The sequence below is a fragment of the Streptomyces sp. ERV7 genome, from assembly GCF_001653515.1.
Classification (GTDB): Bacteria; Actinomycetota; Actinomycetes; order Streptomycetales; family Streptomycetaceae; genus Streptomyces.
In genome coordinates this window covers 1-17,652 of record NZ_LYOY01000037.1, presented here as the reverse complement: position 1 = coordinate 17,652, position 17,652 = coordinate 1, and the positions used below count along the sequence as shown (strand labels likewise).

Sequence of the window (17,652 nt, the reverse complement as noted above, 5' to 3'; positions counted from 1 at the left end):
AGGGTATGGAGAAGAAAGGCAAGGACAAGTCGGGGCCCCGGGTTCGGGTCCGCCAGACAGGGGGGCGGGTCCGAACCCGGGGTGGCGCCGCGGTCTAGGTGCCGGGCTGGTGCTGTCAGAGCTCGTCGCCCCGGGCCAGCGCCGCGAGCTGAGCGGGGGCGAGCACACCTTGGTAGGCCCACACGTCGTCGATCTGGCCGGAGAACCAGTCCGCGTTGGTGACGGTGGCCGGGTTGCGGCCGAACCGCAGCTCCTGGGTGGCCTTCAGCGGCTGATCCGCAGTGATGAAGGAGATATGCGGGGTGCAGCCGGTATCGGCGTCGGGGCAGATCTCCTCTTGCCGCTTCCCGTTCACATGGAGCGCCAACTCGTTGGAGAAGGCGTCATACGTCACCGCGAGATGGTTCCAAGAGCTGCCGATGCCCTGCGAACTGGCAAAGGTGTGTACCGCAACGGCGTGCTTGGCCGCACCGTCCACCGTCTCCACCTGCCACTCCCCGATGTTTCCGGGGCTGACCGGGTCGTCACTGGTGTGCAGGAACTTCCAACGCACGGTGACCGCAGGTCCCTTGTCGCCGCCCAGGGAGAGCACGGTCATGTCCCGGTTGGGCGGTGCAGCCGACTGAGCCCAACCGGCCAGGGAGAAGCTCTGCCCGGTGTCCACCGGCACCGTGCTGGTCTGCGCGAACCCATTGCTCCCGTTCAGCGTCAGAGTGCCGGTACCGACCCGGGCCTCGTCCAGCGTCGTGGACACGCTCGCGCCGCCGTACAGGGACGCGGGAAACAGGGGGCCGTCCGCGGCCGACACGGGCGGAGTGGTGGCGGTGGCTGTGTTGAACTTCCACCGGGCCGCCAGCTGGGGACGCTGCTGGACCATCGTCCTGGCCTCGTCCCCGGTGACGATCCGGTCGAAGACACGCACATCGTCGACGTCACCGCCGAGGAACTCCGCAGGTGTTCCCTCCCGGCTCAGCCCGGCGACCATGAGTGGCTTCGGCGTTGCCCACGGTATGGACTGGATGTAGTCGCTCTCGTCGACCAGGTAGCCGTTGATGTAGAGGCGGATCTTGTGGGTGACCGTGTCCGAGACTCCCACCAGGTGCGTCCACTCGTTGCTCGTCTCGCCGAAGCACGGCACCCCGTTCACCGGGCCGCAGGCGGGCTGGACCGCGCGCACCAGGGTGTCGGCGGTGGAGTCCTCCGTGGACCGGCCGAAGATCCACTTCTTGTAGGAGGGCGAGTAGTACAGGGAGAACTCGGGCTGGTGGACACCGGGCTGACTGATCGCCACCTTGGCGGTGGAGTCTCCCGCGGCCAGCGCCGGACGCCGCACCCAGGCGGAGACGGAGAAGCTGCGGGTGCCGTCCACCTGCGGACGGGCAGTGGTGGCGTAACCATCCGCTCCGAAGCGGACCGCTTTGTCCTCGATCCCGTCAGCGATGCCCGTCCGCACGTCGCCGGTCGTCGTCAGGTCACCGGTCTCGGAGGTGCCGTCAGCGGTCGTGCCGCTCTCATCCAGCGACCACGCCGCCTTCGCGCCCGTGCCGGTGGTGACCTGGCGGCCGGCCGCCAGGTCCGTCATCTCCGCCAGGCCCAGCACCCGGTCGTAGACCCGGACGTCGTCCAGCGAGCCCTTCCACGGGTCGGTGTAGGTATCGCGCCAGCGCAGCCGGCCGAAGTCCATCGCTCCGCGCGCCGACCACAGGCTGACACCCTGCGCAGGGGTGGACGGCTTGCCGTTCACGTACACCGTCAGCGTCCTGGCCACCGCGTTGTACACCCCGGCCAGGTGCGTCCACTGGTTGGCCACCGGCGCCACGTCGGACGAGGCGGTGTACCAGCCGTAGTCGGTGGCATTGTCCGCCGTGGGCGCCTTGATGGTCCACTTCCCGGCGCTCAGGCCCAGAGTGACAGCGGCTTGGTGCACGCTGCTCTGGCTCAGCGCCGACTGGAACTGGATGGAAGGATCAGCGGTGTTCACCCAAGCGGAGACGGTGAAGCTCTGGTCCGTCTCCAGTACCGCGCTCTGTGTGGACAGGTAGTTCTTCGGCGTCCCGTCCGGCGCCGCCTCGCCTGTCAGGGCCGCCGCCGTACCCGTGTGTCCGGCTGCCCCCATGGAGCCACCGGTGACCGTGACGGGGAAGTTCGCAGCCGGACCCGAGGCCGGCCGCGTGCTGCCAGGGCTGTCGTTCATCGCCCACCCGGCCCGCGGGGCCTGCCCGCGCCGCACGTTGAAGTAGTACGTGGTGGTCTCCCCGGCGTTGCCCGCCGCATCCTTGGCGCGGGCTGTCAGGGTGTGCGGGCCCTCGCTCGGCATCAGCGCCCGCGCCGACCGCGCGGCTCCCCCGCTGGTGGCCACCTCACGGGCTGCCGTCGGTTGCTGGTCCAGCCCCCACTGGTAGGCCACCGCATCCTTGGAGGTGGTGGTGAAGGTGAAGGTGCCGTAGCGGCCCACCCCGTCCGTCCACGCCAGCGCCGCCTGTCCGTCGTGCGACCCGGGGAAGTCGAGCGAGGTGGTCACCGGCCCGGCGGGTTTGCTGGTGTCGACGGTGAAGTAGCAGCCGGTGGGAGCACCGTCCCAGCTCCACGGCCCCCACTCCACGCCGTCCCAGGCCCGCACTGCCCAGCCCACCTGCTTGTTCTGCGGAACAACGAAGGGTGGCAGCAGGATGGAGAACGTCGAGCCGGATGCCCTGAACGTGTTGGATGCGGGAGGGGTGTTCGCACCCCCGGTCGAGTACCAGGAACCGTTGTCCCAGACAAGCGCGAACTGCACGCCGATGCTGTCCTGGTCCGGATCCGACACTCGTGCATTCAGCTGCGGGACCTTCGTGATGGGCGTCGTGGATGAGGAGCACACACCGCCGGGCTGGGACGACAGATCCTTCATCGCGGGCTGGCGCGGCGGCAGGTTGTAGAACACCTGCAGGTACCCGTCGTCAGTGAACCGCTTCCACTGTCCGTACGCCGACGCGCTCTCACTGCCGGCCTTCAGCCCCAGGGTCAGGTCGACGGCGTTGCGGTTGGCGACCGCCTGGACCGCATCCCGCAGCCCTGGCGGCTCGAACTCCGTGTATCCGGCCCCGCAGCCGTCAAAACCTCGCGCGTCATTCCGCGTCGCCAGGTACTTGTTCCAGAACGACGAGGATCCCATCGAGCTGGAGTTGTTCCACGTGGTGTTGGAGCTGATCCGCCCTGTGAGGAACAGGTCGACCGGCTGAGGAGTGCAGCTCCAGGAGTGCGAGTTCCACGCACGGAACTTGGCATCCTGGATGTGCTTGCCCACGAAAGCCGCATCCTTCACCGGGATCGCGTACAGCACCCGCTTCACATCTTCCGGTACACAGCGGCCCTCATCCCCGCAGTACCCCATGCCGAAGTCCCCGGAGAACTTCCAGAACGACGTGTTGGACCAGTACCGGGAGATCCCCGCCCAGCCCACCGCCCGCGGCGCCTTGACATCCGGGTCGATCATCACCGGAAACACCGTGCCCGGAGCGTCCAGCAGCTTCTGGTTCGGAGTCAGGACGAGCGACTTCTGGTCGGCAGGCACCGCCACGTCCACGGCCGCGGTATGGGCCGAAGGGTCCGCTGGTGCCTCGACTGCGGCCAGGGCGTTCTTCGGCGCGGCAAGGGTCTTCAGCCGCGCAGTGGGTCCCGCGGGCATGCCCGAGCCGTCGGTCAGGCCCGGTGAGGAGTCGAACATCATCGGCTTGGGTGCCTGGAACACGGTGCCGCCGGCCGCCTTGTCGACCATCGACAGCGACCCGTCCGCTTCCTTGCGCACCGTCAGATCCGCGCTGGACATCCCCAGCTTCAGCTGGTCCAGCTCGGGGTTCTTGGCCGCCTGAGGCGTCTTGACCGCGATGAGCTGGGTGAACCCGGAGTCGGTGGCGGTCATCCGCAGATCCACATCCGGCAGGATCGAGCGGTACTCGGCCGTGCTCCCATTGATCACCGGAGTCGGCAGCGGCTTGGGCCACGCGAGCTTCAGCTCCTTGCCGGCACTCGACATCCGCACCAGCGGTTGCGTGCCGCCCCCGGAGAACTCCATGTCCGTCAACGTCGCCGACGGCACAACCGCGCCGCCACTGGTCGTGCGAAGGGAGGTGTCGATAGCCCGCCAGGAACCGTTCTTGCGGGTACGCACCGGTTTCGTGTGAATCGTCGCGGCAAGCCGGCCATCCGGCTTGGCCACCACGTCGCTGGTCTCACTCTGCAACGACGGAACGTTCACATCCTTGCCGCTGCGCCTGGCCTCGGCCACCGCCAGTGACTCGGGCGTCTCCGGCTGACCCGCACCGCTGCGACTCGACACCGACTGGTCACGCGTATCGCCCGATACCGCGGAATCCGCCACGGCGGTCAGCGGCTGCGCCGCGGCGAGCACGAGCCCCGACACCGCGGCCCATCCCGCCCACCGCGCCACCCCACGACGTCGGACCTGTCTCACGGCACGACGGCCGTCCCCACCCCACACTGACGCTCCCCCCACAGGAACCACAAAGAAAACACACAAGTGACCGAATCAAACGGAACCCGAGCCCCCGCGGTCAACCGTGATCCACGACACAGCCGGACATACCGCACCGCATCACGGCATGCCTCTACCAACGAGATATCGCCAGCCTGGACCACTACAGTGCGGCGAAATATTCCTAAATGCGACGTTGCGCAGGCGCCTTCCGGCTACCGCCCCCTCTGCGGCGAACAGCAGGAGAGACACCCCCACAACACTCGAAGCACCCATAGATCTTTACTCTCCATTTACCAGCACAATCAGTCAGGCGCCCGCACGCCACCACGATGAGACAGTCCCTCAGCGCTGAAAGTCAGCCCCGCGCCCGCACCGCGCGGCCCGGGCTGTCGACGACACAGTGCACACCGCCGCAGCGGACGGGGTGGGGTAATCTCGCCGCTGATGCCAGGCATCAAGGAGTGCATGCGCCTGGCGGCGAATGCGCGACATGAGCAGCGGCCAACCCGCCACCGCACGAGCGGAAAGCGTTCGGAGCACGCACGAACGCACCGCTGACGTCCGCCTCGCATCCACCTGTGCGGAACCTTGCTGTGCCCGCACGGCCTGCCGTCGCCTTCGAATTCCTCGTCGCCGCGCGGCGGACCGTGCCCCCATGTCGACGAAGAAGGCGCCCGCGGCAGGCAGCGCGCCTTGATGGAACTTCTGGACGGAAATGTGACAGGGACCCAGATACGCCCCGACGTGCCCCGCAGCCGAGGAGGCCGGCGCGCGGCCCCTGCCCTCGGGCACATACAGACGGCACGGCAGGCCGTGGCCGCTTCCTGGCGGCGGGCACAGGCAGCGTTGCTGCTGCACGTCGGGCTGCGCCTCGTGGGCATCGGCATGGTGGGTATATGGGGGCACCGCAAGGGAGTGGGGCTGCATGAAGTCCTGGCAACCCGATGGGACTCGGTCTACTACCTGAACATCGCCGACCACGGCTACACCAGCCCGATGGTGCCCAGCTGCGGACTCGGCGGCCCCACCTGCAAACTCGCCTTCTTCCCGCTGTACCCGAGCCTGATACGCGCCGCCTCCGCCGTCACCGGGCTCCCGGCCAGCTGGGCCGCCTGGGCGATAGCGCTGGCGGCCTCGCTCCTCGCGGCCTGGGGGATCTTCGCCGTCGCCGAGAAGCTGTACGGCGCACGGGTCGCCCTGTTCACCGTCGCCCTGTACGCGATCGTGCCGCATGCCCTCGTGCAGTCCATGGCCTACACCGAGCCGGTTTTCACCGCTCTTGCGGCCTGGGCCCTGTACGCGGTGCTCACCCGGGCCTGGCTGACCGCAGGCACACTCGCGCTGCTCGCCGGCGCCACCCGCCCCTCCGGCCTCGCCGTCATCGCCGCCGTCACCCTCGGTGCGGCCTGGCAACTCCTGTCCGCGGCGGGCAGACGTTCCGCAGAGCCCCTACCCGCCCGGGGCCGGCGCGCCCGCAAGCGCCCCACGGTGCGTTTGTACGCCGCGATAGCCCTGGCACCCCTTGGCTGGGCGGCGTTCGTCCTCTGGGTCGGGCACCGCATGAACCGCTGGGACGGCTACTTCGTCGAGCAGGAACAGTGGGGCTCCACCTTCGACGGGGGCACCTTCACCACCCAGCGTCTGCGCGCCCTGTTCACCCAGCCCCAACTCTCCCTCAACGACGTCGTGGTCGCCGCGACCATCGTCACCGCGGTCATCCTGCTCGGCGTCCTCGCGCTGCGCCGCCCACCCCTGGCCGTCTGGATCTACACCGCCGCCGTGGTCCTCATCACCGTCGGCGGCGCCGGCTTCTTCCAGTCCAAAGCCCGCTTCCTTCTCCCCGCCTTCCCCCTCCTCTTCCCTCTCGCCACAGCCCTCGCCCGCGCACGCACCACCACCGTCTACGCGGTCCTCACCGGCACCGCTCTCGTCTCCGCCTTCTACAGCGGCTACCTCACCATGGTGTGGACGCACTCCCCGTAAGGGGCACGCAAGCCCGTCGTGGACCTGCCCGGGGACGGCCCGCAGGAGGCGACCCGAAACGGCGCTTGGCCCAGCCGCGAAAACCCTGCTTTGAACGAGTTCAAATTTCACACATCCTCGCAGGTAAGGCTGCTGTAAGGTCAAGTCACTTGCATGGGGGATGAAGCCGGGGGGCTTCGCTTTCACTGTTGACCACGCCGCGCCACGCGGGGGCTTCCCCATGCCGTAACACCTTTGGGGAGCGGAGCACACCTTGAGACGTCACACACTCGTACGCAGTGCCGTCGCCACTGTCACGACGATCGGTCTGGCGGCCGGCCTCACACCGCTGATGGCAGCACCGGCGTTCGGCGCCGGCGCGGTACCCCCAGAGGTGTCGATTCCCGCCGAGCAGTACGCCCTGGAAGATGCCGGCACGCTGATCAGCGCCGGGGACAGCGGCGTTCTGGGCGGCAGTTACCAGAGTCCGTACCGCAACTACCAGGGCGATTTCCGGTGGACCTCGTACGCGGACGGCACCGTCAAGGCGGTTCCGCACGACCTCTGGCACTCCACGGCCGTGGCCACGGGTTCCGACTACGTGGCCCTGTACGGCAACGACGCATCCGGGAAACTCCTCGTCGAACTTCGTGACATGCGCAACGGCTCGTCGAAGACGGTCTACCTGCCGACCTACCACCGTCTCGCCGGAGCCTTCGGTGACACCCTGATGACCACCACGTCCGCGTCCGCGCCCGAAGGAGAGGGCCGGTACCTGCTGACCGCGGAAGACGGGAAGACCGTCACACGGCGGGTGACCGGCTTCCCCGAGGGTGCGAAGCTGCTCGCGGGGCCCTCGTACCGCAACGGGCAGGGCACGCTCGGTTCTTACGAGCTGGATGGGGTGCAGCACCGTTTCTGGCTCGACTCCAGCGCCCGGGTGCGCCTGGTCGGCCTGCCCGCGACACCGGATGCCGTGTCGACGCTGCTCATCGGGGACAAGGTGGTGCTCCTACGGAAGGACGGCACGGTCCAGGTGTGGGGGCTGACCGCCGACACCCGCCCCGAGCGCGAGTTCCCCATCGCCTATCAACAGGGCGACTACCTGCTCGGACTGCTCGGCGAGCAGGCGCTGCTGGCCCGGCCGGCGGCGCCTGTCCAGCAGCCCGAGGACAAGAAGCGGTTCGCCTACGGAGTCTGGGCGGCGCCCGCGGACGGCGGTGAGCCCCGCCGGATCCTCGACCGGACGACGGCGGCTTCCGTGCTCGATCCGAGCGGGCGGGTGCTGATCGCACGGGCCGGTGAGGGCCTGGAGCGCTCCGTCTACGCGATCCGCGCGGGCGCGGAAGGCGCGGGGCCCGAGCCGGTCAAGGTCGCGGACCTGCCGAGCGTCCCGGCCAGAGCCGTCGTGACGGCGGTCGCCCAGGGGCAGGTGAGCACGCTCGACGCGATGCCGGTGTACCGAGCGCCGTACCAGCTGCGCGGTGTACGGCTCTCGGTCGGCGCCCCGCTCACCGCAGGGGCCCGAGTCGACCGCGGTGCCGAAACGCAGGACCCCTTCTGCGACGATGCCGCCTGCTCACATCTGCTGACCACAGGGGACGGCCGGACGCTGACCCGGCTGTGGGCGACCGGCACGATCCGAGTGGTAGAGGACGGGCAGCCGCTGCCCGGCCGGCAGTTCAAGCCTGACGCACCCCTCAACACCCTCGTCGCCGCCTCCGGGCGCTATGCGGCGTTCTACGGAGGGGGGGACCAGGAGCCCTCGCCCAACAACCAGCTCCTGTCGGTCATCGACATCGACTCCGGCAAGACGGTAGTCACCCAGCCTTACGCGAACGAGGCGTTCACCCTGTGGGGCAACCGCCTGTACGTGGAAGCCGCCGGGGAGCCCGGACGTGTGCGTACCACGACGGTGGGCGCCGCGAGCTCCGCCATCTCGCCGTTCAAGGTCGCCTCCTGTGACCTGACCGACCTGCAGGCCGTCGGCAGCCGGATCTACTGGGCCTGCAAGACGGAGAAGCAGGCCGGGGTCTACGACACCGCCACCGGGCGTACGAGTCCGGTTCCCTACGCCGACCAGACGCGGCTGGCCGACGGCTACCTGGTGTCCGCGGCCGATGGGGTGCTGAGCATGACCGACGTCAGCGGCACCCGGCCCGCTTCCCGGTCCGTCGGCCAGGTCTCCAACTCGTACGCGGGCACCAGCTGGGACGTGGACCGCTTCGGCGGACCGCTCGTCTACGGCGATGCCCAGGGTGTCACCCACATCGTCCCCTCCGGCGCGGACACGTCCGCGCTGACCGACATCGACACCGACACCCCTGCCACCGCGAACGTCAAGTCCGGCCCCTGGGCGGCCCGCTGGTGGCTCTCCCGACCCGCCGCCGCCTGGAAGCTGACCCTCACGAGCCGGGCGACGGGCGCCACCGTCCGCACCCTCACCGGCGGGGAGGCCCGCGGCCTGGTCAAGACCGGCTGGGACGGCCGGGACGAGGAAGGTCGGTTCGCCGTCGACGGGGCCTACGCCTGGACGCTGACCGCACTGCCCGCCGACGGCCACGGACCGGCCCTGACGCGTACCGGTACGCTCCAGCTCACCGGCGCGGCACCCGCTCCGCGCGACTACGTAGGCCGCGACGGCATCGGCGACCTGCTCGCCCTCACACCTACGGGCAACGCGGACTTCCGTGGCGGTACGGGCCGGGGTGGAGTCGACCCGAAGGTATCGGGGTCCGGCTGGACGGGCGCGAACACCGTGACGTCCACGGTGCCGTTCGACGACATCGACGGCGACGCCTCCAACGACGTGCTGGTCCGCCTGGGCAATGGCGAGCTCCGCGCCTATGGGCCGGGCGGCAAGGCCTTGACTCCCACCACCCCGTACACGCCCATCGGCGGTGGCTGGAACATCTTCGACGCGCTGACCTCGCCGGGCGACATGACCGGCGACAGCCGCGCGGACCTCCTCGCACGCGAGGCGGCCACCGGCGACCTTTACCTGTACGAGGCGAACAGCTCGGGCAACTTCAATGCGCGAGTGAAGGTGGGCGAGGGCTGGAAGGGGTATCTGCTGGGGTCAGGCGCCGGCGATCTGAACGGCGACGGCAAGGCGGACCTGCTGGCACGGGACGCGGCCGGGGCGCTGTGGCTCTACCCCGGCACCGGCAACGGCCGACTGGCCACCCGCGTGAAGGTCGGCAGCGGCTGGCAGATCTACAACTCCCTCGTCGGCGCAGGCGACTTGAACGAGGACGGCAAGCCGGACCTCCTGGCGCGCGGCGCGGACGGCGTGCTGTGGTCGTATGCCGGTGACGGCAGGGGGAACTTCGCCGGCCGTCAGCGGATCGGCGGCGGCTGGCAGATGTACAAGTACCTCTTCTGACACCCGGCCCGGTCTTGGGGCCGGACGCCAGGTCGCCTGCTGCAGCTCGTGCCGTGTGGGTGCCAGGCCTGCCACGGCCCGGCACCCACACGGTCACAGGGGGGTCCTCGGGGGAACGGCAGACGAGCAGGTCCGCGTCCCAGGCAGGCACCCGTTCCGGCAGTCCCGTCCCGGCGCTCTCGGTGGACTCCAGGCCGTCCCAGATCAGCGCGTCGAGGAACCGGTCGAGAACCGCGCGCACATCCGGTTCGACGAACTCGCGCATGTGGTCCCAGCGGTGGGTTGCCCAGAAGTGCGGTTTGTACGAGCCGAGGGTGTTCTTGAACGCGTACCTGCCATACCAGTCCTCATCCGGACGTGTGGACCAGGACCAGCCGTGCTCGAAGAGGTCATCGCTGTACGCCTCTCCGAAAGCAGCATCGATCAGCAGATCCTGGCGGTCGCCAGGCGCCGTTGCCTCCGCCCTCGGCCAGTCCACGACCAGAAGCTCCATCCCCACGCCCATCGTCCCAGCCTACGGCGGCGATATCTGTTGCCGATCATCACGAGCGGCGGCTTGTGCGACGCGCCGCGTGGTGGCTCGACCGCCCCTCGGCCGCGCACGCCATCCACATCCCCAGCCTCGCGCGAAGGGGGGTGCTTCTCATGAAGCCCGCGGATCTCGTCCGTCGGCAGAATGGCCATGGACGCAACCTGGTAACGCCGCGAGGGCCACATTCCCGAAGCGCTTCATCGTGGGTGCCACCGCCGGACTCGGCAGCCGACGCGCCCCAAGAGGTCGCGAAGTGCGAGGGCGGGGCGGCCGTTTGGTGACCGGTAAGCCACTCCTGAAGTGACGGCCGAGTAGAGATAATCTCCCGATCGGCGTCGTCTCGTCGGTAGAAGTGCCTGAACTTCCAGTCGGATCCGCGTACCCGTGCCGACACGCGAGCGAGCGCGGCTCGTCGGCCCGGCCGAAACAGCGCAGGACCACCCTGCCCATGGCCGGGCACCCCGCCCCTGACCGTAAGCAAACACCAGCTCCCGACAAGCCACCCAGAAGGCCACCCCACGTGCGAATAAACCACCGTCACCGCGTTGCGCTGGCGATCGCCGCGCTGAGTGCAGCGATCGGCACCGCCCCCGTACAGACAGCCACCGCCGCCGACGTCGGCGCATCCGCCGCCGGACTGGAGCTGAGCACGAACGGCACCGTCAACGTCAACGGCGCCCCGGGGGAAGCCGACCTCACGGTCACCAACCCTCCCGCCGAAGACACCTACATCCGGCTGGACCTGCACGGCGCCGGGCTGGACCACATACGCATCACGGACGACGCCGGTACCGACGTGCCGTCCCACTACGACCCGTCGGACGGGTCCAGGAGGATCTTCGAGATCGGCGCGGCCGACAGCGACCACGACGGTGTTCCCGGAGCGGCGCTGGCCGAAGGCACGACTCGTCTTCACGTGGCCGCCGAGTACGGTGTCGAGAGCCATGTCTCCATATACGGCCGCCTCGTGGACGGTGCCAGCGGACAGTTCCTCGACAACGCCTTCGAGCAGGGCCCGATAGGGATGCGCCTGTCCTCACCGTCGTTCTCGAACAGTTGGGAATCTCCTGGTCACGGCACCGGCACCAACGCGGCCATCGCCGTCAGCGCCGGGTATCCCCAGCCCGCCCACATGCGACTCACCACGCGCATGGGGGCCATGCCCTCGCCGCCGGCGACCACCCACAGCCGGCTGCGTTTCACCGCGCGGCAGCTGGCAGACGCCGGCTACACCGCCTCACAACTGACCAAGGGGGTGAGTGTGGAGTACTCGGCGGACGGCTCCCCCTATAAGGCCGTCGCATGGACGGTCGACGGGAGCGGTTCCGCCGTGCTGGACTTCCCCGCCCGCGCCTGGGGACCTGACAAGCCGGGCGAGGCGAACGAGGACCTGCGCCTGTCCGCATCCTGGGAGCTCCCGTCGGCGGGCTTCCTGCGCGGTGCCTTCTCCACCCTCGCCGACGACGGACGACAAGTACTGGGCCAGGACCAGGAGTTCCACTTCGAACACGACTACGTCCCCGCCTCCGCCAGGCACTCCTTCTACGGCAGGGACGCCGCCGGTGTCCTGTGGCAGTACAAGGAGGGCGAATACCCGGACACCACCAGCCGGTACTACACCCCCCGCACCCGCGTCGGAGGCGGCTGGCAGGCATACGACCTGCTGACCAAAGTCTCCACCTTCGACGTCCACGGCACAGGCGATCTCGTCGCCCGCGACCGCTCCGGCGTGCTCTGGTACTACAGGGGCAGCGGCGACGGCAACGCCCCCTTCCTGTCCCGCAGCCGGGTCGGTGGTGGCTGGCAGGTCTACGACACCCTTGTCGGCGCGGGCGATGTGACCGGGGACGGCAGGCCGGACCTCCTCGCCCGCGACCGGGCCGGCACGCTCTGGCTGTACAAGGGGACCGGCAACCCCAGCGCGCCCTTCGCCGCCCGGACCCGCGTCGGCGACGGCTGGAACACGTACACCATGATCGCGGGCGGCACCGACCTGACCGGTGACGGACGCCCCGACCTGGTCGCCCGCGACCACAACGGCGTGCTCTGGCTCTACCGGGGAACCGGCCGGGCCACCGCCCCCTTCGCCTCCCGCACCCGCATCAGCGGCGGCTGGAACACCTACACCACCCTCACCAGCCCCGGAGACCTGTCCGGACACAGCCATGGCGGCAGCCTGCTGGCCCGTGACCACGACGGCAGGCTCTGGATCTACTTCGCCACCGGCAAAGCCGACGCCCCGTTCGGGCCACGCCTGGAGATCGGCACGGGCTGGAACGCGTACAACAGCATCGTCTGAACCGTCGCCCGGGTCAGGGCTGTCCGGACTGTCAGGAGTCGGCGGGTTCCGGCCCGCTCGCTGAACTGCGTGCCGGATCCGCTGCCGGTGTCATCGGTCAGGTGAAGCACTCCCCAGGAAAGGCCCGGTGCCGGACGGTGATCGGGCCCTTCGGCGCCATCGACGCCGTCCACCTTCAGGCCCTCCCCCGGAAATCCCTGACCGGGCGGATCCAAGCTCCACCTGCGCCGGGGTGCGCGCCGCCCGCTCCGGCGCGTGATGTGCGTCACACCGAGATCCGGAGGAGCGGCTACCGCTCTTTGCGCAAACGGTAGTTGATCGCTTCCCTAAAGACATGGTGCACAGGTCGGCGGCACATGTTGAACGCAAGACACGGGCCGGACTCGCGCATTTGGGGCGCGAGTGAACCCTTGAGCGAACGTTTCGTGACTGGCCGGTAGCTTTCCGTCGAAAATTTGTTGCCGTTCGCCTCAACGATCCGGTGGTCCCGACCGCTTTGCTGTTCCGCAAGAGCAATGTCGCTCAGGCACCGGGCGGGGATGCCCAGGGGGCTGGTGCCGCACCAGAACGCGAACGTAAAGGACAACAACCACCGTGAAGTCAGACGTTGTCAGCCTCGTGCTGGCCATGGCCGCCGCCGCGCGCGCGTTCGCGCCGGATGCGCGGTGTCTGCTGCGGCGCCTGCTCGGCGCCGGCGTCCGGATCGGAGCCTCAACCCTTGTCGGCCAGCACCCCCGCCCTGCGGTGCGCCACGACGCCTTTGTGCGCGGCGAAGGAGCCGACAGTGAATGAGAGTTCTTCCCCGGAGCCGACCGATCGGGCAATGACGGAACTGATCAACGCGATGCCACTGCCGTTCCGCGCCTTCCACACGGGCTTCCACCGCCCCTACTACGAGTACGCCCGCATCCAGCTCGGCAACGAACGCGACGCGAACGAGCTCGTCCACGGCACCTTCCTCTACCTGGCGGTCAACTGGCAGCACTGCACCGAGCAGCCCGACTTCCACTCCTACGCCTGGGCTCTGCACAAGGAACGCGTCGCCACCGAACTGATGATGCAGGGCCGCCCCGCGGCCGGCCCCCAGACGATGGTGTTCGAGCGGGCCGTCAAGGCTGCCACCGATGTCGTCATCGAGACCTTCCGGGCCCGCTTCCACGCCCAACTCGACGAGCTGGAGCACACCATCGGGCTCTACGCGGCCATGGACCGCCTGCCCGAGCGCCAGTTTGACGTGATGGTCCTCAACTACGCGCTCGGCTTCACCACCAAGCGCACCGCACAGACCATGGGCATCACTCCGGAGACGGTGCGCACCTTGCGCTGCAGTGCCAAGCGGCGGCTCGCGGCGGAACTCGGCTTCGACATGAAGGACGACGATGAGTGACGACGATGAGTGAGGAACCCATGTCCGCCCAACCATGCTGTATCGACGACGCCCTCACCCGCACCCGGGTCTTCGAGGGCGACTACACGCCGGCCCACCTGGAAGCCTCCCGCGCGCGCCTCGCCCGGGACCTCACCGAGTTCACCTGGATGGGCCTGCTCATGGCCGGCCCGGGCCGCGGGGCACTCCGCCGTACACCCACCGCCCTGCACGAGCAGGCCGCCCACCGGCTGTGGGAGCTGTCGCAGAACGTCATCACCGACACCGAAGCCGCCTGCCGCCTGGGCCGCTTCCACGCCGAGCGCGACCCCGGCGGCGCCCTCACCTTCGCCTGCCTGCTCGACCTCGCCGGCCGTGAGGACGGCGCCCAGTTCTGGTGGCTGTTCGCCGCCGGAGCCGGCAACCCGACCAGCGCCCTGTGCCTGTACTTCCTCCACCTGCGCCGCGGAGAACTCCGCGACGCCGACTTCTGGGCAACCCAGCTGGCCGTCCTCGACCGCGAGGTCGGCCAGTACACCCCCGTCGGCCACGTCCCCGTCAACCCCGGCGCCCCGGGCGCAGGCATCACCATGCGCTTCGAAGCCCCCGGCGACGACGACACCTTCGTCCCCGACGACGCCGTCAAAGACGCCATCCAGCACCTGGACGTCGAGGGCGACGACGAACTCGGCAACATCCCCCAGCCCAGCGCCGCCCTAGCCCACCGACTCGAAGACCTTCTCACCAGCGCCCGCTGAGCCGGCGGCGGCCGGCCTCCGCCACACGGGGACCGGCCGCACGGCGGTAGTAATGCATGCCGGGCAACGCCGGGCATACGCCTGGCCTCCGGGACTGCTTGCGGCGGTGAGCGAGGGTGAGCGACGGTGGCCGGACCGTATGCGCCTCCCGGGCGAGGGGCCCTCGGCCTCGGCCGCCCACGACGTCCAGCAGGAGAAGGCCGCTCAGCTCACCAAGGCTGGCCAAGACGGAAAATCCCTGGCCAACCAAGTTGCCGCAAGTGACCGCCGGGCCGCATGATGCGGCAGGCGGATCCCGCCACGCACTTCAGCACCGCTGTCATCCCGTGGGGGGATCTGTCCAAATGGGCGCTTCACTGCGTGCCTTGCGCGCTCTCGTCCTGCTCGCCGGCTTCTATCTGCTCGGCGTCTTCCTGCTGGCCGCCCTCGCGGGCGCCGACTACGCCGTCTTCACCTCGCTGCACGGCCCGATCGTCTACGACATCGTCATCTTCTCCGTCGTCCTCGCGATCCCGGTCGTGCGCGGCATGTTCATGCTGCGCACCCCCAAGGCCGATCCGCCCGCCGGCATCACCGTCACCGTCACCGAGGCCGAGGAGCCCGCGCTGTGGGAGGCCGTGCGCGAGGTCGCCCGGCAGGTCGGCACCCGCGCGCCCGACGAGATCGTGCTGATCGAGAAGGTGAACGCGGCCGTCGGCGAGGACTCCTCGCTGCTGGGCCTGCGGCCCGGTACCCGTCGCCTCTACCTCGGCCTGCCGCTGATGATGGGCATGGACGAGATGCAGCTGCGCGCCGTGCTCGCCCACGAGATGGGCCACTACGCCAACTTCGACACCCGCCTCTCCCCCCTGATCGCCCGCGGCCGCGCCCAACTGATCCGTACCATCGCCCACTTCCACGAGCGGTCCGACAAGAAGGTCGCCAGGGAGCGCGCGAGGCAGGAGAAGCACGCCGCCAAGCGCAGGGCCAAGGGCAGGCGCGCCACGATGATCGACACCCCGGGTCTGGGTGCGACGTACCGCGGCATGGCCAGCGTCTACACGGCGTACGGCAACTTCTACCTGCGCTCCTCCCTCTCCGCCGCCCGCCGCCAGGAGCTCGCGGCCGACCTCGCCGCGGTCCGGGTCGCCGGCCGCGACTCCGCCGCCTGCGCCCTGCGCGAGCTGAACGCCCTCGGCTCGGCACATGACTTCTACATGAGCTCGTACGCCACCCTCGGCATCGACGCCGGGCTGCTGCCCCGCCCCGGTCAGGTCTTCGGCGGTCTGCGCAAGCTGCTCGACGCCCGCGCCACGGACCTGGAGAAACTGCGCCGGGAGCTCCCGACCGAGCCCACCTCCCCCTACGACTCCCACCCCGCGCTCGCCGAACGCGTGGCCCGTATCGAGGCCCTGCCCGACGACAGCCGCGCCGGGCAGGCCGCCCGCCCGGCCCTGGAACTCCTGGCCGACGCGGATGCGGCGCTGGCCGCGCTGGAGCAGGCCGTCCTCACCCCGCAGACCCTCGCGCTCAAGCGGGTGGACTGGGAGGACCTCGTCCACGAGTCGATGACCGTGTACGTCGCCCAGGGCGTGCGGGAGATCCGCGAGGCCTTCACCGCCGAGGGCGCCGGCCCCGGCCTCGCCGCCCTGCTCGACGCGATCGACGCCGACCCTGCGGTGCGCCGGCGGATCGCCGACCGCCTCCCCACGTCCCAGCAGGCGGCGGCCGCGCCCGGCCACGGCGCCCGCGAGTACGCCGGCCCGGTCCTGCGGCGCGCCCTGAACCGGCTGGTCACCGTAGAACTGACGGCACGCGGCGCCACCCGCTGGCAGCTCTCCTGGTCCGACTCTGCCACCCTGCGCTACCCGGCGGACGGCTTCGAGGACCAGCTCGAACTGGCCCTGGACGCGGCAGTCGCAGACCTGCCCGACACCGAGCCCCTGCGAAAGCTGGTGCTTGCCCCGGCATCGGTCTGACGTGGATCGGGTGGGCCTCCGCGTCGGCGCTCACGGCAGTCGCCCGTCCTGTCGGGGCGGGCAACTGCCGCTCGGCGTCCGGGTGGAGGTCGCGGGCGGCGGGCGGGACGCCGGGGGGATCCGCCAGCCCGACTGCCTCTCCCCGGCAGCCCGACAAGGCACTAGTCTGAGGCTTATGCGTCCGATGACCCATGAGGAACGCGAGGCCTTCCTCGCAGAACCGCATGTCGGAGTCCTGAGCGTCACGGCCGAAGCGGAACGCGCTCCGCTGACCACCCCGATCTGGTACGAGTACCAGCCGGGCGGGCTCATCAAGGTGATCACCGGCCCCGGCCTGCGCAAGACCCGGCTCATCGAGGCGGCCGGCCAGTTCGCGTTGTGCGCGCAGCGGGCCGAAGTCGACGACTACCGGTACGTGTCGGTGGAGGGTCCGGTGACCGAGATCGGGCCGACCTCGAAGCAGGAGCGCATCGACATGGCCGCGCGTTACATGGGCCCGGACCGCGCCACCGACTACGTCAACGCGACGGAGGAGACCTCGGCCGACAACATCGCGATCTACATGCGGCCGGAACGGTGGAACACCATCGACTACAGAGTGATGCTCGACGGCTAGCGGGCAGGCTCCGGTGCCGTACCGATCACCGTCATGCGCGCCGCCGCTCCAGGGGCCGTGACCATCACTGAGCTCGTGGTTCCGGCCCGGGCGGCCGCCACCTTTCGGCCTCACGCGCGACATCGTCCTCTCAGCGCCCCGTGGTGTGCACACACCCGCAGGTAGGGTCCTCTGGGCGCCAACCGGCCCGCACCGCGCCGGGGTTCAGGGACGGGATACGTATACGTATACGAGGGGCTCGCGGTGTGCCGGGAAACGGTGCTGACGTCCCACCCCCGCCCCGGGGCCCCGTATCCGTA

General features: G+C 69.7%; 9 protein-coding genes. 8 read left to right on the top strand and 1 reads right to left on the bottom strand.

Features of this window, described 5'->3' with window-relative positions:
• Positions 1-115: 115 nt before the first annotated feature.
• A complete protein-coding gene (locus tag A8W25_RS14465) occupies positions 116-4,054 on the bottom strand; it encodes a LamG-like jellyroll fold domain-containing protein (protein ID WP_067161390.1) in 3,939 nt (1,312 codons plus the stop codon).
• A 1,167-nt stretch (positions 4,055-5,221) separates the two neighbouring features.
• Between A8W25_RS14465 and A8W25_RS14460 the strand changes: the two genes are divergently transcribed.
• From A8W25_RS14460 to A8W25_RS14425, 8 genes are all read left to right on the top strand, one after another.
• A complete protein-coding gene (locus A8W25_RS14460) occupies positions 5,222-6,460 on the top strand; it encodes a hypothetical protein (RefSeq protein WP_234386454.1) in 1,239 nt (412 codons plus the stop codon).
• A gap of 253 nt (positions 6,461-6,713) precedes the next feature.
• On the top strand, positions 6,714-9,824 hold the full coding sequence (locus A8W25_RS14455) for an FG-GAP-like repeat-containing protein (RefSeq protein WP_079126075.1): 3,111 nt from the start codon (positions 6,714-6,716) through the stop codon (positions 9,822-9,824).
• Positions 9,825-10,876: 1,052 nt separating this feature from the next.
• The gene (locus tag A8W25_RS14450; RefSeq protein ID WP_067161385.1) at positions 10,877-12,655 is read left to right on the top strand and encodes an FG-GAP repeat domain-containing protein; all 1,779 of its coding nucleotides are present in this window, start codon (positions 10,877-10,879) and stop codon (positions 12,653-12,655) included.
• Positions 12,656-13,249: 594 nt separating this feature from the next.
• Positions 13,250-13,447 carry a hypothetical protein gene (locus A8W25_RS33970; protein WP_067161383.1) on the top strand — a complete coding sequence of 66 codons (198 nt, stop codon included), beginning with the start codon at positions 13,250-13,252 and terminating at the stop codon, positions 13,445-13,447.
• A gap of 31 nt (positions 13,448-13,478) precedes the next feature.
• Entirely contained in the window at positions 13,479-14,042 is a 564-nt protein-coding gene (locus A8W25_RS14440) for a sigma-70 family RNA polymerase sigma factor (protein WP_067161380.1), read from the top strand.
• Between the two features lie 5 nt (positions 14,043-14,047).
• On the top strand, positions 14,048-14,779 hold the full coding sequence (locus A8W25_RS14435) for a hypothetical protein (RefSeq protein ID WP_158942532.1): 732 nt from the start codon (positions 14,048-14,050) through the stop codon (positions 14,777-14,779).
• 365 nt (positions 14,780-15,144) lie between these two features.
• Positions 15,145-16,737 (top strand): M48 family metallopeptidase, encoded by a 1,593-nt coding sequence (locus tag A8W25_RS14430; RefSeq protein WP_420708462.1) that lies wholly within the window; start codon positions 15,145-15,147, stop codon positions 16,735-16,737.
• Between the two features lie 184 nt (positions 16,738-16,921).
• Positions 16,922-17,353, top strand: coding sequence for a pyridoxamine 5'-phosphate oxidase family protein (locus A8W25_RS14425; RefSeq protein ID WP_234386453.1), 432 nt, complete (start codon positions 16,922-16,924; stop codon positions 17,351-17,353).
• The last annotated feature ends 299 nt before the right edge of the window (positions 17,354-17,652 follow it).

Coding starts and splice junctions, on each gene's coding strand:
- A8W25_RS14465 (WP_067161390.1), bottom strand. CDS start 4,054: ATGGAGTTCTCCGGGGGCGGCACGCAACCGCTGGTGCGGATGTCGAGT.
- A8W25_RS14440 (WP_067161380.1), top strand. CDS start 13,479: ATGACGGAACTGATCAACGCGATGCCACTGCCGTTCCGCGCCTTCCAC.
- A8W25_RS14435 (WP_158942532.1), top strand. CDS start 14,048: ATGAGTGAGGAACCCATGTCCGCCCAACCATGCTGTATCGACGACGCC.
- A8W25_RS14425 (WP_234386453.1), top strand. CDS start 16,922: ATGACCCATGAGGAACGCGAGGCCTTCCTCGCAGAACCGCATGTCGGA.